The following is a 23,022-nucleotide window of genomic DNA, read 5'->3' on the forward strand; positions in this document are numbered from 1 at the left end:
CGCACCGTGACAAGACCGCTTGCCCGATAATTCGCGAGATCCACGCATTTGTCGGTCAGGGCCGCTAGGTTCGGCGCAACAACAGCGGCAGGGGCACGGAAACCCCTGCTCATTCGAGGTTTCATGCCCGGACTCGGGCGTCTGGAAGGCGGGGACCGTTGGGTTGGCTGGCAGCGGGCGACGGGTACGAGGTTGCCCTGATAGAAGGCCGGGTGGCGGCGCGAGCCACCTCCGGCCGATCGGCGGGACGGCAGCTGAAATCGCTGCCGAAGGCGTTGCGTGATCACCCCGAGGTGGACCGGCTGCGCCGGTTCGCCGAGTGGCTCGACCGCCACGCCGCCGCGTGCGTGGCGCAGGCGGACCTGTGGATGGTGTCGTCCCTGCCCGTGCCGACCGGGCTGCTGGCCCGGGTGTGGCCGGACGAGGCGTGGCAGTCGGCGCTGCGCGACCTGGCCGTGGTCGGCGACGACCCCGACGAGGTGGGCTTCCTGCGCGACGCCACCGAGACGGGCGAGCTGCGCGTGGTCAACCTCGACGGCGAGACCGTACGGCTGTCGCCGCGCACGGTGACGCTGCCCCACCCGGTGCTGCTGCCCGACCTCGACGACCTGCGGGAGTTCGCCGCCGAGCTGGGCGTGGTCCAGAAGGTCGAGCAGATCCACCGCGCCACCTGGCGCAAGCCCGCCGACCTGGACGTCAGGGCGACGACCGTGACGGAGTTCTCCGGCGGCACGTACGACTCCCGCTTCGGCCTGGCCGCGCGGGCCACCACGCTCGGCTACCGGGTCACCGGCGGCTACGCCACCTGCCGGGTCCGCGACGCCGGGGCCATCACCGAGGCGAGCGTCTGGATCGGCGAGCCGTACTGGGAGGACGAGGTGAGCACGGGCGGCCTGACCTGGCAGGACCTCGACGGCAGGGCGCTGCCGCTGCGTGAGGTCGGCCCGGTGGCCTGGTCGGAGGGGATGCGGATGGCCGCGGCGCTGTACGCGGGGCGCAAGGTCGAGGAGGGCAAGGACGCATGAGTGAGCAGCTGTTGAAGGCGGGGGCGATCCTGCCGCCGGACACCGAGAGCGCGGTCGAGGGCGCCGTGCCGATGACCGCCCGCCGCTACCGTCACCCCGTGCTCGACGACCGCGTGGTCGTGCGCCTGGTCGCGGGCGAGCTGGGCGCGGCCGAGGACCTGGCCGCCGGGTTCCTGGGCCTGGCGCCCGACGGGGAGCCGGCAGTGGTCGGGCTCGGGTTAAGGCGTTCGCTCGGCTTCCCCGAGTGGGTGCTGGTGCACTACCCCGGCGACGGGCAGCACGCGCTCGCCGTCGTCCCGGAGCTGGAGCGGATCTCCCGCCAGGCCAAGTCCAAGCCCAAGAACGCGCTCGACGGCTACCACGAGCTGGCCCGCCGGCTCGGCGCGTCCGTTCCGCACTTCCTGCCCACGTTCTACGAGCAGGCCGGGCGGGTGTTCATCGGCGTGGAGAACGCCACCTACGCCTCCCAGATGTTCTCCAGTGCCCGCAAGGCGGAGGCCGAGCACGGGCTGGAGGTCGACGAGGACCGGCTCGACTCGGTGTTCCTGGAGTTCGCGCTGGCGGGGGCGCTGCCGGTCAAGGTGCTGTCCGGTTACGCCAAGGAGCTGGCCGCCCGGGTGTCCGCCGACGAGGCGCTGCGCCGCTTCTCCCAGCTGTGCGTGCGGCGCACTGCGGGCGGGATGCCCCCCTCTGCCCAGATGGCCACCGACCTGCGCCGCCTGGCCAGGGCGGCCGGCGTGGACGCCGACGCGACCGAGCAGTCGTACCTGCGCGAGCTGCTCGCCCTGCCCGCCACCCTGCGGGCCGCCACCGGCTGGTGGAAGGCCCATCGCGCGGCGATCGGGGCGCTGGGCGCGCGCGAGCCCGAGGTGCGCGCGACGCTGCTCGCCGTCATGCCGCAGAGCCACGACAACGACGTGCCGGGTGTGTGGCTGGACGTCCTCGAGGCGGCGGGCGCCGTCGACGAGCTCGTCTCGGGCCAGGTGCCGGAGGACGGCGCGTCGGGCTGGCTCCGGCGCTTCCTCACCACCCGCAACGCCACCTATGGCCTGCCGCCGCGGCTGCCGGTCCTCTACACGCTCGTCGAGCGGGCCGCCGACCGGCTGCGCGCCGAGCTCGCCGGCACCACGACCCGGCTGACGGACTCGTACGACGTCGATCTGCTCGACCTTTTCCTCGCGCTCGGCCTGCCCGTGGCCGACCCCGGTGAGGGCGACTACCTGCGGCTGGAGCACTGGGCGAAGGGCGAGGGGCAGCGCGACCTGGCCGCGCTGGCCGCCGACGGCCGGTTCACGGCGGCCTTCCAGCGCTCGGCCGACACGTTCACCGGCGACTCCGACGGGCTGCGCGCCGTCCGCCTGCTGGCCGCCTCCGACGGCAGCCGGCCGATGCTGGCCGAGTGGGTGCGCAAGGTCTGCGCCCGGTCGACGTCCGCCGGGCTGCCCGAGCTGCCCGAGGCGCTGCGGCGGCTGTCCTGGCTGCCGGGCGAGGCCCTGGTCCTGGCCGAGGACGAGGTACGCCAGGCCGCCGCGGCCGACGTCTCCCCCGTGCTCGCCCGTACGCTGCGGACCGGGATCTTCGACGAGCTGGGCTGGCCGGCCTGGGAGGAGGCCGCCGCGACCCTCGTACCGAGGAAGGACGTCGACGACATCGTGGTCGCCGACGCCTGGCCGTACCTGATCGCGGCGGGCTCCCGGCAGGTCCGCGTGCTCGATCACGAGGGCGCCGTGCTCACCCACGACCTGCGCATCCCGCCCAACGACACGTATAACGACATCGGCTACCACTACGTCGACGGCGACCTGTTCGTCTACTGGCAGTCCCGCACCGCCGACTACGCCTACCGCGGCTACTGGCACACCTCGGCCGACCGCGTCCACGCCGTCGAGAGCCAGAGCGGCAGCACCCGGGGCACGCGCATGGACTGGTACCGCGGCGACGACGCGGTCACCCTGGCGCTGCCCGGCGGCGGGCGCACCACCGGGCTCGGCGTGGTGCACCCCGGCGACACCACCGTCCCCCTAGAACGGTCCGTGATCACCGACGGCACCTCCTACTGGGTGTGGACCTGGGACGGGTCCGACCACGACACCCTCGGCTGGCACGAGTACGACCCGGTCAGCGGGGAGCACGGCAGGAAGAGCATGCCCGCCTTCCTCACCGACATCCCCGCGGGCACGACGTTGCACGGGGGCTGGCTGCTGCCCGCCCCGTCTGAGGAGGCGACCCCGGGGAGCGTGCCCGTGGGCGGGCTGCTCGGCTGGCGGGTGACGCGGCTGCCCGACGGTTCGCTGCGCGGCGAGGACCTGTCCGGCCGCGCGATCACCCTCCCGCCCGACGGCGGCAAACCGGCGCGCATCCTGACCTTCCCCGGCACCGACCGGCCCGTGGCCGTCCTCAAGGGGAGCTACCGGGTCGAACTGGTCGATGCCGACGGCGTGCGCGTCTCCACCGCCAAGACCGACGCCGCTCCCGGCGCGTTCGGCGAGGGCACGATCATCCTGCCGCCGCTGCGCTACTGGCACCACCTGCGGCCGAGGGACCCCGAGGGGTCGGCCGCCCTGCGCGAGCTCGGCCCGGACACCGCTTCGCGGCTGCTGGCCGCGGCCCCTGAGGAGGACCTGCCGGCGCGGATCCGGGAGCTGCTGCCCCAGGTCAGCCACGACGGGCTGGTGGCGGGCATCGCCGGGATCGTGCGGTTCGCCGGCGCGCAGCAGGCCTCGCTGGACGCCGTCGCCGCCAGGCTCACCGAGGCGCTGGCCGGCGGACACCGCGAGCAGGCTCCCGTGGGCCCCACGGACTACGAGCTCCAGGAGGCGCTCAGCGGGCTGGACTTCTCCACCTCCTACTACTGGCGCCACGAGACCGACGGGGCCTTCCAGCAGATCCGGAGGATCCAGGCGCTGGCGGACGATGCTCCGGCCGGGGTGGGCCACATCCACCTCGACCGGCCGGGGCTGCCGTCCTCCAGCCTGGGCTGGGAGCCGATGCTCGACCACCTGGCCGCGGTGGCCTACCGCAGCGGATCGGCGACCATCGCCGAGGAGCACCGCGTCCCGCAGGAGCGGCTGCTGCAGGGGCTGGCCGAGGCCGGGCTGCCCACGGCGGCCGACCCGTCGCGGTGGCGCCGCGTCGCCGTCCACCTGCCCAACCGGTATCTGAAGAAGCCCGACGGCGAGTGGCGCGAGGGCACCTGGCAGCTCGGGGTCCTGCCGCTGGAGGGCGGCGCGTTCCTGGTGCTCTTCGGCCACGACTCGCCCGACGACTCCACGACCCGGTGGACGGCGCTGTTCCACGACCCGTCCGGGCGGTTCGACGTGCCCCAGCCGTACTCGCTGAGCTCTTCCGGCCCGGTCGGTGTGGATCGGCCGCAGGGCTGGCTGGAGGCGTTCCGCGCCGAGCTGGCCGAACGCGGGCCCGCGCCCTGGCGGCCGGAGGCGGCCGAGGAGTTCTCCCGGCTCACCGGCGTCTCCCTGACGATGGCCCGGCTGGTCGTCGCGGGCCTGCCGTCGGTCGACTCGTACGAGCACTCCTTCCTCGCCAAGGAGACCCGCACCACGATCGGCGTGAAGGTGGCCGACGCCGCCATCGCCCGCGGCGAGCTGCGCAAGATCGGCGCGGGGATCCGGCGGGCGGTCGTCGCCGCGCTGCTGCCTCAGGAGCCCGCCCGGCTCTGGAGCGACGGTCCCGACGTGGCCGCCGCGGCGGCCGTCTGGAACGACAGGATCGGCCACCAGACGGCCGTGCCCGAATGGCTGCTCGGCGAGGCGTCCCGCACGGTCAGGACCGGCTGGGACACCGGCCGCGCGCTGCGCGCCCTCATCGACCCGGCCGGCGAGCCCGAGCTCGGCCGCGACCTGGCCTGGGCCATCCGGGGTGACCGCGCCCACCCCGCCGACCAGAACGCCACCGGCTTCACGGCCGACACCCTGCACACGGCCATCGTGATGTCGCGCTGGCTCGCGCACCGGCTGCCCGCGGGCGACCCGATCAGGGCCGCGCTGCCGGGCGCGCTGGCCGCCGTCCGCGACCGGCTGGCCGCCCCCGGCCTGCTGCTCGACCTCGGCCGGTACGTCGACCTGCCCGCCTTCCGCAAGGCGGCCGGCACGCCCACCGAGACCGGCGAGGGGTACGAAAGGTACGGCGCCGTCCTCATGGCCACCCATGACGACCGGCCCGCGCCCGCCGTCCGCGTGTCGCTCCTGGACGAGGCCAGCGACGACCCCTACCTGCGGGCCCTTATCGGGTCGGAGGGGTCGTTCCCGGCCATGGACGCGCTGCGGACCGTCCGCGGCCCGCGCTTCGAGGCCCTGCTGGCCGACCCCGGGGACCCGCTCGCCGGGGAACGCGGGGCCGACGGCACGTGGTGGCCGCAGGATCCCAGCCGGTCCGTGCCCCACCTGGTCGTCGAGGTGGCCAAGGAGTTCGGGCTGGGCGAGGACGCCGCGACCGCGTACCTGATGCTGCTGGCCATGCCCGACCCGGCCGACCGGAACGCGGTGCGGTGGACCGGCTGGAAGCCCGCCCGGCTCAAGTCGGCCCACGCCGAGCTGGCCGACACCGACCTGGTCGTGCGGGCCACCCGCGAGCGGGCGGGGCGGTCGCTGTTCCTGCCCGGCGGGTGGACGGCGCAGAGCGCGCCGCGGCTGCCGCTGGAGCAGTGGAAGCTGGCGCTGTTCAACGTGACGGAGTCGACCGGGGTGCCGCTCGTACCCGCCGAACCCGCCGCCGACCTATACGCCAGGGCCTGGGGACGGGTGCGGGACGGCGACGCGCCGCGCTTCGAGGAGCTGAAGGTGAAGCGCGGACGCCGCCGCTGACCCTGCTCGGGGCGCGCCCTTCTCCGGGGCGCGCCCATTCCATCCACCGATGACTCAGAGGACTTCTCTTCTCATGACCTTGACCGAAGATCGCGCCCCCTCGGCCCGGCAGGTGCTCCCCGCCGAGGAGCGCCACGCCGCCGAACTCGCCTTCCTCGCCGCCCACGACTCCGGCCCCCGCCCGCCCGGCTGGGCGCTGACCCCGCGCGCGGTCGTCACCTTCATCTGCGGCAGCGGCGACGAGACGCTGGACGGCCGGATGAAGATCGCGCCCAAGTTCGTCGGCGAACGGGCCCTCGTCGAACGCTGCGTCGTCACCCTCGCCGGCGAGCGCGGCCTGCTCCTGGTCGGCGAGCCCGGCACCGCCAAGTCGATGCTCTCGGAGCTGCTGGCCGCCGCCGTGTGCGGCACCAGCGCGCTCACCGTCCAGGGCACCGCCGGCACGACCGAGGACGCCTTCCGCTACGGCTGGAACTACGCCCTGCTCCTCGCCCAGGGCCCCAGCCGGACGGCGCTCGTCGACTCGCCCGTGCTGACCGCCATGCGCTCCGGCCGCGTCGCCCGGGTGGAGGAGATCACCCGCTGCCTGCCCGAGGTCCAGGACGCGCTCGTGTCGATCCTGTCCGACCGGCGGGTCAGCGTGCCCGAGCTGGCCGGGACCGAGGACGCGCAGGTCGCGGCGGCGTCCGGGTTCACCGTCATCGCCACGGCCAACCTGCGCGACCGCGGCGTCTCGGAGATGTCGGCCGCCCTCAAGCGGCGCTTCAACTTCGAGACCGTCGGCCCCATCTCCGACGCCGACGCCGAGGTCTCCCTGGTACGCCGCCAGGCGACGGCCGTCGTCGAGCGCGCCGGCGCGACCTTCGGGGTGGACGACGCCGTGCTCGACGCGCTGGTCACCGTCTTCCGCGACCTGCGCTCCGGCCGCTCCACCGAGGGCTGGGACGTCGAACGCCCCGGCACCGTCATGTCCACGGCCGAGGCCGTGCAGGTGGCGGCCTCGCTGGGGGTGGCGGCGGCGTACCTGCCCACCGGCGACGTGCTGGACCTGGTGCCCGGTCACCTGCTGGGGGTCGTGCGCAAGGACGACCCCGCGGATCACGGGCGGCTGCTGGGCTACTGGGACGGGCCGGTGCGCAGGCGCGCGGAGGACGGGTCGGCGATGTGGCGCCGCCTGTGGGACCTGCGGGAGAACCTCCGTTGACCGCTCAGAGCCTCAATCCGCCCGCCCCGGATCTGGATCCCCGGGAGGCGGTCGCCGAGCTGGCGGCCTCGTCGCGGCCGTACCTGCTGGGGGTGCGGCACCACAGCCCCGCCCTGGCCGTGGTGCTGCCCGCGCTGCTGGACGCCGCCGACCCCGAGGTGGTCTGCGTCGAGCTGCCGGCGGACTTCCAGCCCTGGCTCGCACACCTGGCCGACCCGGGGACGCAGGCCCCGGTGGCGCTCGCGGGGGCCCGGGTCGACGGCGGGCTCGGGTTCTACCCGTTCGCCGACTTCTCGCCCGAGCTGGTGGCCATCCGGTGGGCCTGGAAGCGCGGGGCGGAGGTGGTCTGCTGCGACCTCCCGCTGTCCGACCGCGGCTGGGACGCCACCGCGCCGGCTCCCCTCGCCGAGGAGGCGGGCCCGCGTGGTGTCTCCTTCGCCGAGGGGCTGGCCAGGGCCGGCAGCGGGCGTGACGGCGACGACATGTGGGACCGCGCCGTCGAGGTCCTCGCCCCCGGCTGCGAACCCGAGGCCGTCCGCCGCGCCGCCCTCGGCGTCGGCTGGGCCCTGCGCCGCGACGCGGAGACCGCGGGCGGCGTGCCCGCGATGGACCTGGCCCGCGAGGACCACATGCGCCGCGTTCTCGCGGTCGCCGCGGCCGGTGGCCGCCGGGTCGCGGCGGTGATCGGCGCCTTCCACGCGCCCGCGCTCCGCCTGCCCTCCGACGAGGCCACCGGCCCCGCCGTGGGGCCGGCTGACGGGGCCGGGCCGGTGCCCGTGACCTCGCTCGTGCCGTACGCGTTCGACCTGCTCGACTCCCGGTCCGGCTACCCGGCCGGCATCCGGGACCCGCGCTGGCAGCAGGCCGTGTTCGCGGCCGGAGGCGATCCCGGGAAGGTCCGGGACGGCGCCGCGCGCGCCATCACGGACCTGTGCCGGGAGCTGCGCTCGGCCGGGCACACCGCGGGCACCGGCGAGGCCGTCGAGACGCTGCGGCTCGCCTGCGACCTGGCCGGCCTGCGCGGCCTGCCCGCCCCTGGGCGTGGCGAGCTGCTGGAGGCGGTGACGACCGTGCTCGGCCAGGGCGAGCCGCTCGGCCGGGGACGTGCTCTGGCGCGGGCGCTGGACACCGTGTTCGTCGGCACCCAGCGGGGCAGGACCGCGCCAGGCACGCCGCGCTCCGGGCTCGGGCCCGCCGTGGAGGCCGATCTCGCCGCCCTGCGCCTCCCGTGTCCCGACAACCCGGAGCCCCGGGAGGTACGTCTCGATCCGCTCCGCTCCGACCTCGACGCCCGCCGCGAGGTCGCTCTCCAGCGCCTCCTCGTCTGCGGCGTCACCTACGGCGAGCCGATCGAGGTGATGGGCACCGGCGACGGAGCCGCGCTCACCACCAGGTGGCGGCTGGCCTGGACCCCAGCGGTCCCGGCCCTGCTGGACCTGGCGGGGGTGCGCGGTGTGACCCTCGCCCAGGCCGCGGCCGGGACGCTGCGGGAGACGTACCGCCGCGAGTCGGCGGACGGCGGCCCGACCTGCGCCCTCATCCTCGGCGGCCTGCGCGCGGCGGCCGGCTGTGACCTGCCCGACCTGGTGGCCGACCGCCTCGCCGACGCGGCCGTCACGCTGCCCGCCACCGCGAGCCTCGCCGAGCTGCTCCAGGCCCTCGACCTGCTGGAGGCCCTGCGCCGCCGGCACCTGCCCGGCACCACGCCGGAGGGCCGCGAGCAGGCCGGAGAGCTGTCCGGCACCCTCCTGGAGGCGGCGGTACGCGCCCTGCCGGGGCTGGCGGGCAGCGATCAACCGGAGGACGCGGTCGCCCTGGTCGCCCTCGCCTCCCGGGCCGGCGAGGAGCGCCTGGGCCTGCGGATGGACGACGCTCTGGCGGTGCTCGCGCGTACGGCCTCGCCCCTCATGCAGGGGGCGGCGCTGGCCGCCCGCGTGCTGCTGGACCTGGACGGCCCGGCCTCGCTCGGAGACCGGGCGGCCGGCTGGATCGACACCGCCACCGGCCCCGACGTCCGCCTGCGGCTGGCCCGGCTGCTGACCGGCGTGCTCACGGCCGCCGGGCCGCTGCTCCAGTCGGCCCCCGCCGCGCTCGACCCGCTCATGAACCGGGTGGACGGGCTCACGGACAAGGAGTTCCTGGACCGGCTGCCGGCGTTGCGCGGCGGGTTCGACACGCTCAGCCCGGCCGGGCGCGCCCGGCTGCTGGGGGTCGTGTCCGAACGGCTCGGCGACCGGCTCGACGTGGCCCTGCACGCTCCTCCGGCGCTGCTGGCCCTCTGGACCGCCGCCGACGCGGCCGGACTGGAGGCCCTGCGCGCGCTCCGGCTCCCCATCCCCATCGAGAGCACCCCGGCACCGGCGGATGAACCGCAGGCCGGGACCTCGGAGGAGCCGGAGGCGGTCGCCGTTCCCGTGACCGACATCCACCGCAGGCTGAGGCCCGCGGACCGGTGGCGGTTGCTGCTCGGCCGGGAGTCGGAAAACCTGCCCCCGAACGCCCGCTCGTACGCCCGCGCCCTGGACGAGCTGTACGGGTCGGGTCGCGGCGAAGGCGCCAACGACTTCGGGCCCGCCCCAGGGGACGGGGGCGGCAAGGAGGCGCCGTTCCCCACGGCACGCGAGTGGTCGGAGGAGCTGGAGGCGCTGTTCGGCACCGAGGTACGCGAGGAGGTCCTGGCCCGCGCCGCCGACGCCGGCCGCCACGACGTGCTGACCGAACTCGACCCCGCCTCCGTCCGGCCGTCCGTGGACCTGCTGACCTCCGTGCTGTCCCTGGCCGGCGGCCTGCCGGAGCAGCAGGTGGCCAAGCTGCGCCCGCTCGTACGCCGCCTGGTGGACGAGCTGACCCGCGAGCTCGCCACCCGCCTGCGGCCCGCCATGACCGGGGTCGCCACGCCGCGCCCCACCCGCCGACCCGGCGGCAAACTGGACCTGCCGCGCACCCTGCGCGCCAATCTGGCGCACACGCGCCGCCTGGACGACGGCCGGCTCGTGGTGGTGCCGGAGCGGCCGGTGTTCAGCACGCGTTCGCGCCGGGAGGCCGACTGGCGGCTGATCCTGGTGGTGGACGTGTCCGGCTCCATGGAGGCGTCGGTGATCTGGTCGGCGCTGACGGCCGCCGTGCTGGCGGGGGTGCCGACGCTGTCCACGCACTTCCTGTCGTTCTCCACGCAGGTGATCGACCTGACCGACCGGGTCAGCGACCCGCTGTCCCTCCTGCTGGAGGTACGGGTCGGCGGCGGCACGCACATCGCCGCCGGGCTCGCCCAGGCCCGTACGCTGGTCACGGTCCCGAGCCGCACGCTCGTCGTGGTGGTCAGCGACTTCGAGGAGGGCTACCCGATCGGCGGCCTGCTCGCCGAGGTGCGCGCGCTGGCCGGCTCCGGCGTGCACCTGATGGGATGCGCCGCCCTGGACGACGACGGCGTACCCCGCTACTCGATCCCCGTCGCCCAGCAACTCGTCGCGGCCGGGATGCCCGTGGCCGCGCTCAGCCCGCTCGCCCTCGCCCGATGGGTGGGCGACCGCCTCCGCGGAGAACACCGGTGAACCCCTCCACATCAACCACTCCCGAAACCGCTCCGGAGACGGTCCCGTCCGGCTCTCCCCGTGGCGGCGGGCCGCTGCCGCCGGTGACCCCGGAGGTGGTGGCCGCCGCCGTCGAGAGCCTGACCTCGCGGCTGCGCAAGAAGCTGGACGCGGCGATCGAACAGTACGCGGCCCTGCCCGTCACGGCCGGTGGCGAGGGCGTGCGGATCGCCTGCGGCGAGGACGCGGTCGTCACGCTCTCGCCGGGGCCGTCCGGGGTGATCGCCGACGGTGACCAGGCGTCGTGCAGTTGCCTGCTGGCGCCGCGCTGTCTGCATCGTGCGGCCGTACTGAGTGCCTGCCCGATCGGGGACGCGCTCACCGGCGGAGAGGGGGCCGCCTCCCGCGACTCCTCCGACGCCGAACCCGCGCTCGCCGGATCCGACGGCGCGCAGACGGCCGAGGGGGCCGACAGGGCTGAATCCGACAGGGCTGAATCCGACAGGGCTGAATCCGTCGAAGCGCCCGAGGCGACGGGGCCCACGGCGGACCAGGTGGCCGCCGCGACCGGGCTGTGGGCCGCTGCCGCCGCCGTGCTGTCCGCCGGGGTGCCCGCCGCCGGCGCGGTGCCCCAGGCCGAGTTGCTGAGGGCCGCGCACACCGCCCGCCTCGCGGGGTTGCCGGGAGCGGAGGCCGCCGCGCTGCGGGTGGTGCGGGGGCTGCGCGCCGCCCGCGCCCGCCACGCCGGCCACCGCCTCGCCGACCTGGTCTCCGCCCTGCGCGAGCTGCTGCTCACCGCAGGCCGGCTGGCCGGGGCGGACCCCGACCCGGCGCTGGCAGGCACCGTACGGCGCAACTACCAGCCGGGCGGGAGCCTGAAGGTGTACGGGGTCTTCAGGGAGCCGGTGATCAGCGCCACCGGGTACGGCGGCGTGGTGACGCACGTGGTCGCGGAGGACGGCCGCTGGTATTCGGTGGCCGACGTCAAGCCGGGCGGATCGGCCCGTGCCCGTGGGGCCGCCACCGCGCCCGTCGCCATCGGCCCCGCCATGCTGAACCACTCCCAGCTCTCCCGTGCCGGGCTGCTGATCGTCGGCGCCACCGTCTCCCCGGACGGGCGCCTCGGGGCGGGCAAGGGCGTACGGGCCACCCCCGTCTCCGGCATGCCGTGGACGGAGGGGCCGATGGCGGCCCTGTTCGCCCGGCCGCTGGCGGAGGCGGCGGGCGCCCGGCTCTCCGGCCACGCCTGGAGCGAGTCGGACACGGCGGAACAGGCCCGCGAACCGGTCGGCTGCGACCTGGTCATCGTCGGCGCGGCAGGCGACCACGTACTGGCCCGCGCGGTGCCGCCCGATTCCGGGGGTGACGTGCGGGGCCACGGTCCGCTGATCCGGCTCGTCCCCGCCGCCCACCATCCCGAGCTGGCCCACGTCGACAACCTGCGGCGCCTCGCCTCCCGTCCGGGCCTGCTCGTACGGGTGGTGGGCCGGGTGGAGCCGGACCGGGTGGCGACGCTGCTCCCGCTGGCGGTCGGTCCGGTTCCCGGCACCGAGGCGACGCTGCGCCTGCCCCCCGAATGGCAGGGGCACGCCGACCTCGGGTACGACCGGCTCCAGGGAGCCCACCTCCCGCCCCAGGACGCCTGCCCGCCGCCCCCGGACGGCGACGAGGTGGACCCGGTGGCCGGCGCGCCGCTCTGGCGGGTGCGCAGGCTGGTCGAGCTGGCCGTGTCCGGCGGGAGGCGGGCGGTGGCCGAGTCGGCCCGCAACGGCGAGTCGTACGCCCAGCTGCGCAACGCCGGGTTCCAGGCCGCCGCCGACCTGGTCACGGGGCTGACCGCCGAGGCGGACCGCCGCAGCCGTGACGTGTTCGGGCGGTTGACGGACACGGGGCCGGACCGGTACGCGTGGGCGTGGGTGGCCGCCGCCACCCACCTCGCCGCCACGGAACGGGCCATGATCCACGCCTCCTGGCAGCCCGAGGAGGCCCTCTGACCAACCCGGCCGTCACCCGGTCGAACGTCGCGGGGGGGGCGCGTCGTCGCGGCCCCCTACGACGGCACGGCGGGAGAGCTGGGCTCCCGCACCTCCGCCGAGGGGATCCGGATGGCGTGGGCGAGCTCGTCCGGGTGTGTCAGCTGGGGGTGATGGCCGGCGCCGGGGACGACCGTCACCGTGGCCCGGGGGAGCGTGTCCAGCAGCATGCGTCCCTCGGCGGTGAGCGGGTCGCCGGCTCCCACGATGACGTGCACGCTCCCGGCGTACCGCCGTAGCTTGGCCCGGAGGTCCGCGCGCCGGTCCTCCCGGCCGACGCCGGCCAGGAGCCGGGCGACGTCGGCGGCCACGCGGCCCCGGCGCAGGTCGGCGACGCTGGACTCCAGCGCCTTCGCGTACGCCACGTCCCCGGTGAGCCGCTGCGCCAGCGCCTCAGGGCGTACCCGGCCCAGATACCGGCGGCTCAGGAACGCCGACCGCGCGGCGAGACCGGCGCGCGCCTGGAGGAAGAACGGCGACACGAACGTGAGCCGGTCCACCAGATCGGGACGCGCGAGTGCCGCCTCCAGGGCGGCCGCCGCCCCCACGGAGTGACCCACCAGGTGACGGGCCCCGGTCTCGCCCACGAGCGCGGTCAGCCAGCGCGGCCAGTCCCCGAGCCGTCCCGCGCTCAGCCCCAGCCCGGGCAGGTCCACGACGCGGGCGTGGTCCAGCGCGGCGGCGACCGGGGCCCAGGTGTCGGCGTTCACCGGCAGGCCCGGCAGGACCACGGTGGGCGCGTCCGGTTCGCCGAGTTCGAAGGTGCGGACCCCGCCGATCACGGTGAACCGCCGCCGACCTGCGGGGACGGCTCCGAACCGGTGCGCCGCCAGGTGGTCGGCCCAGCGCAGGACGGACGTGGTGACGTCCGGCATGGCGAGGCCGTGCCGGTTGGCGAAGGCGTCCGCCGGGCCTGTGGGGTAGCGGTCGTCCGAGAGGAACGTCAGCGTCTCCGGGTCGGCCTTGGTGAGCGCTCGGGGCAGGCGCTTCAGGAGGGACACCGGGATCCGCGTACGCGGGGCCCTGACCTGGTAGTGCTCCGCGACGCGGGCGAGCAGATCGGGCAACGCGGGCGTGTCGTCGTCGAGCACCCAGTACGCGCTCCGCCCGGCGGCCTTGTCCAGCGGGAGCAGGGTCATGAACCGGGCCAGATGGTCGACCGTGACCACCGGCACGAACGTCGTGGCGTCTCCCGGCAGCGCCGCCATGCTGCCCTGCCAGATCTCCTTCACGCTCGATGCGAGGCCCAGTTGCTGGTCCGACTCGCCGGTGACGCTGTCGCCGATCACGCTGGAGGGGTTGACGACGGACCAGGGGACGCCGAGCCGGTCCGCGGTGGCCTGGAGCACGGCATCCGACTCGACCTTGGACGCCTCGTACGCTCCCAGCGCCTCGTACGTCTCCCGCCGTCGCTCGTCGCTCCAGGGCTCGGGGTCCTGCCCGCCCACCCGGTAGCCGGAGACGTGCACGAGGCGGCGCAGCCGGGGCAGCCCCGCCGCGAAGGCGACGACGGCGCGGACGCTGTCGACGTTGGCGCGGCGGGCCTCCTCCGCCGGCATCCCGAACCGGTAGGCGCCGGCGCAGTTGTAGATCTCGGTGACGTCCGCCGCGTCGCCGCGGATCAGCGACGGCGTCCCGAAGTCGACCCGGAGATCGGCCGGGGCCTCGCCGTGCCCGTGCTCCTCCAGCCAGCGGACGAGCCGCCGGTACGACTCGGGGCTCCGGGTGGCCGCGCTCACCCGGACGCCGGCCTGGCCAAGAGCGAGGATCAGGTGGCGTCCGATGAGCCCCGTCGCCCCGAACACCAGGGCGTGCCGGCTCATGACAGCGTCTCCCCGGCCAGGAGCGCGGCGATGACGTCGGCGGCGCAACGCAGCGGCTCCACCGACCGCCGGGCGCGTGACATGATCATCGCCCCCTCGACCGTGCTGACCACGGCCGTCGCCAGCGTCCGCGCCGCGGCGGCCGGGCGGCCCTGGGCTACGAGGTACTCGGCCATGGGGTCGATCCAGGAGCCGAACGCGTCCGCGCAGGCCTCCCGCAGCCGCTCGCTCTGCGCGCCCATCTCCAGCGTGACCACCGAGACCGGGCAGCCGAGCTGGAAGTCGCTGTCGGTGAGCATCCCGGCCAGCACGTCGATCACGCGCCGGACCACGTCGCCCGGGCTCCCCGGCTCCAGCGCCGACTCGACCACGAGGGCGCGGAAGCGCTCGGCCGCGAGCGCGACGGCCTTCTCGCCGAGCGCCTCCTTCCCCTCGGGGAAGTGGAAGTACAGCGATCCCTTGGGAGCGCGGGCGTGCTCGACCACGGTGTTGAGGCCCGTGCCGCTGTAGCCGCGGGCCTGGATCAGTTCGAGCATCGATTCCACCAGCCGGGCGCTGGTTTGCGCGCCTTTGGTTCCTATCATGCGAAAAATATAGACCGGTCTACCTATTTTTCCAACTATATGATGATGATGACCTTCCCCCGGGCGTGGCCCTTCTCGAGGTAGCGGACGGCTTCGGGCAGCTCCTTGAGCGGATACGTCCGGTCGATGACCGGCGTGATCTTCCCGGCTTCGGCGAAGTCCCGCAGGAGTTCGAGATCCTCGCTGCTCGTCCGCGACAGCATGGGCGCCAGCCGCCGGCTCATGACCACGGAGAGCGCCATCAGCTTGAGCGGACCGGTGAAGGGCCCCAGCCACAGCCCTTTGACCGGCCCTCCGACGGCCACCAGCACCCCCTTCGGGGCCAGCACGCGCCTGATCGCGGACAGCGAGTGGTTTCCGACCATGTCGATCATCGCGTCGTAGTGCCGCCCGGCCCGGGTGACGTCGTCCCGGGTGTAGTCCACGACGTGGTCGGCGCCGATCGAGCGGACCATCTCCACGTTCCCGGTGCTGCACACGCCGGTGACCTCGGCCCCGTACGCCTTGGCGAGCTGGACCGCGAACGTGCCCACGCCTCCCCCGGCGCCGTTGACGAGGACCCGCTGCCCGGCCCGGACGCGTGCCTTGTCCCGCAGCGCCTGCAGGGCGCTGAGCGCGGCCACCGGTATGGCGGCGGCCTCCTCGAAGGTCAGGTTGACCGGCTTCTTCAGGAGCATCGCGTCCTGGTGGAAGCAGGCGTACTCGGCGAACGCCGCGCTGCGCGCCTCCGGCTTCGCCCGGCCGCCGAACACCTCGTCCCCCGGCCGGAGCCTGGTGACGTTCCTGCCCACCGCTTCGACGCACCCCGCCAGGTCGGCGCCCATGCCGATGGCCTTGGGCCGTGACAGGCCGCTCATCGAGCGGACCACGTACGGCGTGCCCCTCATGAAGTGGTAGTCGAGCGGGTTGACGGCGGCCGCCTTCACGCTGACCAGGACGTCGTCGTCGCCCACGGCGGGTGGGTCGACGTCGTGGAGCTCGAGGACGTCGGGCGAGCCGTACCGGTCATAGCGGATTGCCTTCATGGTGCCCCCTTGGACGAGTTGCCGGCAGGACGCGCCGCGCGGCCGCGTCGCTGGTCAGCGTAGGCAGCCGCCTCCGAGCGCCGATATCACGGAAATTCGTGATTTTGGGGGCCAATCGATCCGCCGCCGGGAGTAGTGTCCAGGGCAACGATGGCCAGACCGCCGCGCCGCTCGGGCAACCTGCCGGCCGAAGCGACCAGCTTCATCGGCCGCCGCCACGAGCTGGCAGAAGTCAGGAAGAAGCTCACCGAGGCCCGGCTGGTCAGCCTCGTCGGGCCGGGCGGCGTGGGCAAGACCCGCCTCGCGCTGCGGATGGCGTCCGACCTCGGACGCGGGTTCCCCGGCGGCGCGTGGCTGGTCGAGCTGGCCGAGGTGCGGGATCCGGCGCGGGTCGGCGACACCGTGCTGGCGACCCTGGACCTGCGGGACCAGGCGGCGGCCGATCCCCTGGCCCGGCTGCCGGCCCACCTGCGCGACAAGCGGCTGCTGATCGTGCTGGACAACTGCGAGCATCTGCTCGAAGCGGCCTCCCGGCTCGTGACGGAGATCATGAAAGCCGCGCCGGGCGTGAGCGTGCTGGCCACCAGCCGGGAGCCGTTGTCGGCGCCGGGTGAGCACGTGGTGCCGGTGCCGCCGCTCCAGCTGCCCGTGGCCGGGCCCCTCGCGCGGGTCCGGCAGAACGAGGCGGTCACGCTCTTCGTGGAACGGGCCGCGGCCGGTTCGGGCGCCTTCGAGCTGACCGCCGCGAACCAGGCGGCCGTGGCCGAGCTGTGCCGCCGGCTCGACGGCCTGCCGCTGGCGATCGAACTGGCGGCCGTCAGGACACGGGTCCTCACCGCCGAGCAGATCCTCGACCGGCTGTCCGACCGGTTCGGCCTGCTCACCGGCGGGGTACGGGGCGCGCTGCCCCGCCATCAGACCCTGCGTACCGCCATCGACTGGAGCCACGACCTGCTGGCGGCGGGCGAGCAGGCGCTGCTGAGACGGCTGTCCGTGTTCTCCGGCAGGTTCACCCTGGAAGACGTCGAGTCGGTCTGCGCGTGGGACGACGTGCCGGCGGAGCGGGCGCTGGACCTGCTGTCGTCGCTCGTCGACAAGTCCCTGGTGATGAAGGAGGACGCCGGCAGCCTGGCCTGCTACCGGCTGCACGAGACGATGCGCGAGTACGCCGGGCTCAAGCTGCGCGCGGCCGGCGAGGAGGAGGCCGTCGAACGGCGCTGCTCCGGCTACTACCGGTCGAGGTGCCGCCGGTCCGCGGCCGAGGCCCGGGTCCGGCTCGTCGAGTGGCTCGCGTGGATGGACCTGGAGATCGACAACATCCGGTCGGTCCTCAGGCGCTGCCCGGCCCAGGAAGGGGTCGCCCTCGTCTACTTCCTCGGCTGGTACTGGATGACGCGGGCCACGAGCGAGGGCGTCCGTTGGCTGGACGAACTGCTCGCCTCCGGCCTCGGCGACCCGCCGACGCGGGCTCATGGGTACTTCATGCGCGGCTTCCTGGCCGTGCTGCAGTCGGATCCGGCCGCCGCCCGCCCGGCGCTCGAACGGGCGGTGACGGCGGCTCGGGAGGCGGACCTGCGCAGCCTGCTGTCACAGTCGCTCTCCCTCGCCGCGATCGCCGCGAACATGGCCGGCGATCGCCTGTCCACCAGGCGCCTGTCCGAGGAGGCCCACTCTGTCGCGGCGGCCCTCGACGACCTCCCGGCCACGCTCATGGCGCTGCAGTCGCGAGCGCTGAACGGCCTGGCCGACGGCGACCTCGACGACGTCAGGGCCGCGGCGTCGCAGGGCGTGCGGATCAGCCGGGAGATCGGCGACCTCTACAGCCTCGGCATGATGCTGCTGAACCTCGGCTCGGCCATGCTGATGGCCGGCGCGCTCGACGAGTCGAAGCCGCTGCTCGCGGAGGCCCTGCCGATCGCCCACCGGATCGACGACCGGGTGGCGCAGTACTGCCTGCTCGACGCCCTGGGCTGCCACGCCGCGGCCTCCGGACAGGCGAAGGTCGCGGCGCGGCTGCTCGGAGCGGCGGAGACGGTGCGCACGGGCGCCGGCGCGAGCCTCCAGCCGTACCTGACCCGGCTGGTCGCCCGGGCCGAGGAGTCGGCGACGGCGGCGCTCGGCGAGCCCGGGTTCAGGGCCGAGTACGAGGCCGGCGCACGCCTGAGCCGCGACGCCGCGATCAGGCTGGCGCTCGGCGAGCCGGCTCCCGCCGCCCGGAGCGCCCCCGCCGACGCGGGGCCGCTCGGGAAGCGGGAGGCGGAGGTCGCCCGGCTGGTCGCCGACGGGCTGAGCAACAAGCGGATCGCGGCCCGCCTGTTCATCTCCGAGCACACTGTCGACAGCCACGTCCGCAACATCCTGAACAAGCTCGGCGTCAACTCGCGGGCGCAGATCGCGGCCTGGATGGCGGCGTCCGGTCAGGCGGACGGGCGCAGCAGCACGGCCAGCGGGTCGGCCGCCTTCGACGAAGGGTCGTCGGAGACCGTGTAGACCCGTCCCGCGCCGTTGCCGACGGTGATCCGGTAGGTCATCAGGTCGGCGCCCACCTCCCCGGACCCGCCCTCGGCCGTGGCGGCGTCGATGGCGGACAGCGCCTCGTACACCCTGGCGGCCTGAGGCTCGGGGAGGTCGTCGGTGTCGTACTCACCGACGGCCTCCTCGATGCCGGCGAAGCCGCCGGTTCTCTCGATCTTCACACGCATGTCTGACTCCCCCTGCCGCACCGCACGATACGGCGAGGTGTTCGCCGGGCTCGTGGTTACTTGAACGCCTTCTTCAGCGCGCTCAGTTCCGACGCGAGGATGTCGTCGTCGTGCAGCTGGCCCTTGGTCGTCAGCTTGTCGGCGCCGATCACCTGGAACTCCGGCAGCTGCATGGTGCCGCAGCAGCTCGAACGGTCCTGAACCGCGCGCAGGCTGGCCGACGACGCGTCGGCGGGCTTGACGTTGGTGATGTCCTTCGCGGTCTTGCCGTCGCCGGTGTAGTCGGCGTTCCTGAAGTCCATCTCGCCGGAGAGCATCTCGGAGAACGGCGTGGGCGACGTCACCACCTCGCGGAAGGCGAACCGGTTGCGGATGAAGGTCCGGTAGATGTTGGGATCGCCCTGGGCGGCCGAGATCTGCAGCATCTGGTTGACGACGTCCGTGTAGGTGGCCTTGGTCGCGGGCGCCTTCACGATCGCCTTGAACAGCAGCTCGCACAGCTGGTTCGCGACCTCCATGAGGATCACGGTGGGGCTCTTGAGCGCGCCCTGCCGGGTGCGTTCGAACGCGTAGATGTCGGCCAGCACGTCGTAGATGCCGCCGGTGAACACCTGCGAGATCGCGTGCACCTCGTTGCTGACCTCGCTCAGCTTGAGGTCGTTGTCGGCGTTGCGCAGGCCGAACGGCCGGCCGAGCGCCTGCCCGAACTGCTCGGCCAGGGCCGACAGGAACGACTTGGCGTGCAGGTTGGCCTTGGTGAGCGCGACGAGCGCCTCGGCCTGGTCCGGCTGCGCCAGCGTCAGGAAGACCGCGGTGAGGTCGCCGAACGACTCGTGCAGGCCGCCGGTCTGCGGCGGGTTGTCCGCGGCGAGCCAGCCCGGCTTGAGCCCGTCGAGGATCGCGTGGCCGGTCTCGTGCGCGACGATGTCCAGCGAGCGGCAGGTGAAGACCTGCTGCGTGGTGCCGGTCGGGGTGAAGAAGAGGAACTTCAGCGCCTTGGCCGTCCTGCTGTAGAAGGCGTTGGCCCCGACCGCGGCGCGCGGGAAGACGGTGAGCCGGTCGAGGTTCCCGCCGGTGTTCCAGGCGAACGGGATGGGCGTGCCGCCGTTGTGGCGCTCGTACATCGTCAGCGTCTCCCGGACGACCGCGTACGTGTGCGAGCAGTCGAACTCCGGCGAGTTGGGGACGAAGATGAAGTCGCCGTTGACGCTGCGCGCCACGGGCGTGGTGCCGGGCAGCTGGGTGATGACCCGGGCGTCGGTGGGCCCGTTGAGCACCGGGTTGGGGATGAAGATCGGCCTGACGCCCAGTTCGGCTACGGTGGGGTCCTGCTTGTAGATGAGGATCCGGGGCCCGACGATCGGCGGGACCGGGATGGGGACCGGAGCCGGGGCCGCACGCTGAACGGGCGCCGGTTCGATGGTGAACGGCGGCTGCAGCAGCAGCTTCGTCGTGTCGGCCACGGCCGTCCCGGTGACCGCGCGGCCCTCAGGGACGCTCTTCTCCCGCACTTCCTGAATGATCATCTGATCTCCACTCCCCGTAACTCGGGCGCAGCGACAATTTGGACGCGCCTATCGAGTCGTGCCCGGACTTGGATAATCAGGTGCACATGGGAAATAAAAGGTTCGATCGGACATTCTGCTAGGGCGTCCGCAGTGGGGGTGGCACGATCTTCTCGTACGTGGGGAGGTGCTTGACCAGGCCGGTCGCGCGGTGGAAGGCGATGGCCGTGTCGAAGGAGGCCCGCGTGAAGCCGATGCTCTCCGGCATCTCCGTACGCATGAGACCCGGCAGCTCGGTCAGCGCCTTCGGGTCGATGCCCTTGAGGTAGACGGTCAGCAGCCGCGTGATCTCGGCGGGGTCGGCCTCGTGGATGAAGCGCTGGGCGCGCTCCAGCGCGCCCTGGAAGGCGGCCACCTCCTTGGGCTTCTTGTCGATGATCCGCTGGGTGGTGAACACGACGCCGTGCGCGGTCCGTTCCAGGCCGGGCACGTCTCCGGCGGCGGGCGAGATGAAGCGGGTGCCGATGCCGGCGGCGGCCGCCTGCTGGGCGATCGGCTGGAAGAAGGCGAGCGCGTCCACCCGTCCGGCCTTGAGCGCGCCGAGCGCCGCGGCGGCGGTGCTGCCGAGGTTGACCAGCTCGCAGTCGGTGGCGGAGTCCATGCCGACCTTGGCGAACAGGTAGGTGACCAGCGCCTCGGTCCCGCTGCCCGGCCCGGTGATGCCGATCTTCTTGCCGCGCAGGGCGCGGATGCGCCGGTCGAGCGGGTCGGTGGCGGCGGCGCCGGCGAAGGAGGAGCCGACCACGACGTCGACGTAATAGCGGTCGACCAGGTTGGCCACCAGCCTGCCTTTGTCGTCGATCCTGGCGAGGTTGAGTGCGTCGGTCAGCACGCCCGCGCCCAGGTCGATGCTGCCGGATTTGAGCGCTGCCGCGACCTTGGCACCGGTGCCGAGCCTGGGCCGCTCGCCGAGCGTGACCCCGGCCTGGGTGAAATATCCCTTCTGTTCGGCCACGAAGAGCGGGAAGAACGCGATCGAGTTGCTGATCTGGCCGACGTTCAGCACGCCGGGCGGCGTCGTCGAGCTGCGTTGCGCGCAGCCGGTCACGGCCAGGACGAGGGCCGCCAGGATCGGCAGGACGGCCCGCCTCACCGGTCGGCCCCCATCGGCTTCCAGCGGCCGGCCCGGCGGTCGAGCAGCCCGACCAGGAGGTTGAGCAGGGCCGCGATCACGCTCAGGACCGCCAGCGTGGCGAACACCCCTGCGGTGTCGAACTGCGCGGCCGCGTCGTTGATCAGATAGCCGAGCCCGCGGTTGGAGGCCACCAGCTCACCGATCACGGCGCCGATGAGGGCGTACGGGATGGCCACCTTGAGCCCGGTGAGCAGCCCGGTCATGGACGACGGCACGACCACCTTGATCATGATCTCTCTCCGGCCGCCGCCCATCAGGCGCACGGCGTCGATCAGGCCGCGGTCCACCTCGCGCACGCCCGCGGCCGTGTTGAGGAAGACGAGGAAGAACACCGTCGCCGCGGCCAGCAGCACCTTCATGTGCATGCCGATGCCGAACCAGACGATGAACAGCGGGGCCAGCGCGACCTTGGGGATCGCGTACAGGGCCATGACGAACGGATCGAGCACCCGGTAGACGGCGGGCGCCGAGGCGAGCAGGAAGCCGGTCAACGCGCCGGCGGCCGCGCCGACCACGAAGCCGTACACGATCTCCTGGACGGTGATCCAGGTGTTGGACCACAGCGTCCCGTCCTGGTGCCATTGGACGAGGCGGGTCCAGATGTCGCTCGGCCTGCTGGTGAAGGTGATGTCGAACCACCGCTCGGCGGTCAGCTCCCACACGACCAGCAGCGCCGCCACCAGCAGCGTCCGCAGCGACCAGACGGTCACGGTGCCGCCGTGCCTGCTCCACCAGCTCCGGTCGAGGTTCACGGTGTGGACGGCGGTCATCGCGCTCCCTCCCGCAGGGCGCCGGTCAGCTCGCGGTGCAGGGCGACGAAGTCCGGGTCAACGCGCAGCTCGTCGGCGTCCCTGGGTCTGGGCAGGTCGATCGGCCGGTCGAGCACGATGCGGCCGGCCCGGCCGAGCACGACGACCCTGTCACCGAGCAACAGCGCCTCCTCGATGTCATGGGTCACGAACACCACCGTCTGCCCGCTCTCCTCCCACAGCCGCAGCAGCTCCGCCTGCAGGTCGCCGCGCAGCTGGGCGTCCAGCGCGCCGAACGGCTCGTCCATGAGCAGCGTCTCGGGGTCGCCGGCCAGCATCCTGGCCAGGCTGACCCGGCGGCGCATCCCGCCGGACAGCTCGCGCGGGTAGTGCCGCTCGAACCCCTCCAGGCCGACCTTCTTGATGAGCTCGGCCGCGCGTTCCCTGCGCAGCCGCGCGGGCACGCCGCCGATTTCCAGGGGGAGCTCGACGTTGCGGCGGACGTCCCGCCACGGCATGAGCGTGTCGGACTGGGTGAGGTAGCCCAGTTGCGTACGCGGGCCGGAGACCGGCTCGCCCCGGTACGCGACCGAGCCCGCGGTCGGCGTGGTGAGACCGGCCATCAGGTTGAGCATCGTCGACTTGCCGCAGCCGCTGCGGCCGAGCACGCTGACGAAGCCGCCCTCCGCGATCTCCAGGTCGAAGTCGCGCAGCGCCACGATGCCGACGTCGCCCTTGACGAACTGCTTGGCCAGCCCGCTCACCTTGATCACCGGGCCGCCCGTCCCGCGCCCGCCGTCCGGGCTCGTTGCACGCTCAGCGCCCAC

General features: G+C 74.0%; 14 protein-coding genes. 6 read left to right on the forward strand and 8 right to left on the reverse strand.

Annotated elements, in window-relative coordinates; translation table 11 throughout:
• Window positions 1-158 precede the first annotated feature (158 nt).
• The 5 genes from ACWDRB_RS44745 to ACWDRB_RS44765 all read left to right on the forward strand — a co-directional run bounded on the left by ACWDRB_RS44745 (window position 159) and on the right by ACWDRB_RS44765 (window position 12,573).
• Window positions 159-1,025, forward strand: a complete 867-nt coding sequence (locus ACWDRB_RS44745; protein ID WP_449904716.1) for a DUF4132 domain-containing protein — start codon at window positions 159-161, stop codon at window positions 1,023-1,025.
• Window positions 1,022-5,845, forward strand: a complete 4,824-nt coding sequence (locus ACWDRB_RS44750) for a DNA-binding protein (protein ID WP_449904718.1) — start codon at window positions 1,022-1,024, stop codon at window positions 5,843-5,845. The genes ACWDRB_RS44745 and ACWDRB_RS44750 overlap by 4 nt, the downstream gene beginning before the upstream one ends.
• A gap of 73 nt (window positions 5,846-5,918) precedes the next feature.
• Window positions 5,919-7,049 (forward strand): ATP-binding protein, encoded by a 1,131-nt coding sequence (locus ACWDRB_RS44755; RefSeq protein ID WP_350732152.1) that lies wholly within the window; start codon window positions 5,919-5,921, stop codon window positions 7,047-7,049.
• Window positions 7,046-10,600, forward strand: a complete 3,555-nt coding sequence (locus tag ACWDRB_RS44760; RefSeq protein ID WP_449904720.1) for a vWA domain-containing protein — start codon at window positions 7,046-7,048, stop codon at window positions 10,598-10,600. The genes ACWDRB_RS44755 and ACWDRB_RS44760 overlap by 4 nt, the downstream gene beginning before the upstream one ends.
• Entirely contained in the window at window positions 10,597-12,573 is a 1,977-nt protein-coding gene (locus ACWDRB_RS44765) for an SWIM zinc finger family protein (RefSeq protein WP_449904722.1), read from the forward strand. Before ACWDRB_RS44760 ends, ACWDRB_RS44765 begins: the two co-directional genes overlap by 4 nt.
• 56 nt (window positions 12,574-12,629) lie before the next feature.
• Here ACWDRB_RS44765 and ACWDRB_RS44770 read toward each other — a convergent pair whose 3' ends face one another.
• The 3 genes from ACWDRB_RS44770 to ACWDRB_RS44780 are packed head-to-tail and all read right to left on the reverse strand — an operon-like array spanning window position 12,630 to window position 16,044.
• Complete coding sequence (locus ACWDRB_RS44770) at window positions 12,630-14,435, reverse strand: alpha/beta fold hydrolase (RefSeq protein WP_449904724.1); 1,806 nt, start codon at window positions 14,433-14,435, stop codon at window positions 12,630-12,632.
• Window positions 14,432-15,019: a TetR/AcrR family transcriptional regulator gene (locus tag ACWDRB_RS44775; protein ID WP_449904726.1), complete on the reverse strand. Its 588-nt coding sequence runs from the start codon at window positions 15,017-15,019 to the stop codon at window positions 14,432-14,434. Before ACWDRB_RS44775 ends, ACWDRB_RS44770 begins: the two co-directional genes overlap by 4 nt.
• Window positions 15,020-15,054: 35 nt before the next feature.
• On the reverse strand, window positions 15,055-16,044 hold the full coding sequence (locus ACWDRB_RS44780) for an NAD(P)-dependent alcohol dehydrogenase (RefSeq protein WP_449904728.1): 990 nt from the start codon (window positions 16,042-16,044) through the stop codon (window positions 15,055-15,057).
• Between the two features lie 135 nt (window positions 16,045-16,179).
• Here ACWDRB_RS44780 and ACWDRB_RS44785 point away from each other — a divergent pair, with 135 nt between their 5' ends.
• Window positions 16,180-18,534 (forward strand): LuxR C-terminal-related transcriptional regulator, encoded by a 2,355-nt coding sequence (locus tag ACWDRB_RS44785; protein ID WP_449904730.1) that lies wholly within the window; start codon window positions 16,180-16,182, stop codon window positions 18,532-18,534.
• Here ACWDRB_RS44785 and ACWDRB_RS44790 read toward each other — a convergent pair.
• From ACWDRB_RS44790 to ACWDRB_RS44810, 5 genes are all read right to left on the reverse strand, one after another.
• The gene (locus ACWDRB_RS44790) at window positions 18,462-18,746 is read right to left on the reverse strand and encodes a protealysin inhibitor emfourin (RefSeq protein WP_319719532.1); all 285 of its coding nucleotides are present in this window, start codon (window positions 18,744-18,746) and stop codon (window positions 18,462-18,464) included. The two genes, ACWDRB_RS44785 and ACWDRB_RS44790, sit on opposite strands and share 73 nt — an antisense overlap.
• 56 nt (window positions 18,747-18,802) lie before the next feature.
• On the reverse strand, window positions 18,803-20,272 hold the full coding sequence (locus tag ACWDRB_RS44795) for a hypothetical protein (protein WP_449904733.1): 1,470 nt from the start codon (window positions 20,270-20,272) through the stop codon (window positions 18,803-18,805).
• A gap of 118 nt (window positions 20,273-20,390) precedes the next feature.
• Complete coding sequence (locus ACWDRB_RS44800) at window positions 20,391-21,404, reverse strand: ABC transporter substrate-binding protein (RefSeq protein ID WP_449904735.1); 1,014 nt, start codon at window positions 21,402-21,404, stop codon at window positions 20,391-20,393.
• Entirely contained in the window at window positions 21,401-22,216 is an 816-nt protein-coding gene (locus tag ACWDRB_RS44805; protein WP_449904737.1) for an ABC transporter permease, read from the reverse strand. Before ACWDRB_RS44805 ends, ACWDRB_RS44800 begins: the two co-directional genes overlap by 4 nt.
• Window positions 22,213-23,022 carry an ABC transporter ATP-binding protein gene (locus ACWDRB_RS44810; RefSeq protein WP_449904739.1) on the reverse strand — a complete coding sequence of 270 codons (810 nt, stop codon included), beginning with the start codon at window positions 23,020-23,022 and terminating at the stop codon, window positions 22,213-22,215. The genes ACWDRB_RS44805 and ACWDRB_RS44810 overlap by 4 nt, the downstream gene beginning before the upstream one ends.

The sequence above is a fragment of the Nonomuraea sp. NPDC003707 genome (assembly GCF_053587055.1).

What these genes read in the sequence shown, in the direction of transcription:
- ACWDRB_RS44795 (WP_449904733.1), bottom strand. Translation starts at nt 20,272, where the DNA reads ATGATCATTCAGGAAGTGCGGGAGAAGAGCGTCCCTGAGGGCCGCGCG.
- ACWDRB_RS44805 (WP_449904737.1), bottom strand. Translation starts at nt 22,216, where the DNA reads ATGACCGCCGTCCACACCGTGAACCTCGACCGGAGCTGGTGGAGCAGG.
- ACWDRB_RS44750 (WP_449904718.1), top strand. Translation starts at nt 1,022, where the DNA reads ATGAGTGAGCAGCTGTTGAAGGCGGGGGCGATCCTGCCGCCGGACACC.
- ACWDRB_RS44775 (WP_449904726.1), bottom strand. Translation starts at nt 15,019, where the DNA reads ATGATAGGAACCAAAGGCGCGCAAACCAGCGCCCGGCTGGTGGAATCG.
- ACWDRB_RS44790 (WP_319719532.1), bottom strand. Translation starts at nt 18,746, where the DNA reads ATGCGTGTGAAGATCGAGAGAACCGGCGGCTTCGCCGGCATCGAGGAG.
- ACWDRB_RS44780 (WP_449904728.1), bottom strand. Translation starts at nt 16,044, where the DNA reads ATGAAGGCAATCCGCTATGACCGGTACGGCTCGCCCGACGTCCTCGAG.
- ACWDRB_RS44755 (WP_350732152.1), top strand. Translation starts at nt 5,919, where the DNA reads ATGACCTTGACCGAAGATCGCGCCCCCTCGGCCCGGCAGGTGCTCCCC.
- ACWDRB_RS44770 (WP_449904724.1), bottom strand. Translation starts at nt 14,435, where the DNA reads ATGAGCCGGCACGCCCTGGTGTTCGGGGCGACGGGGCTCATCGGACGC.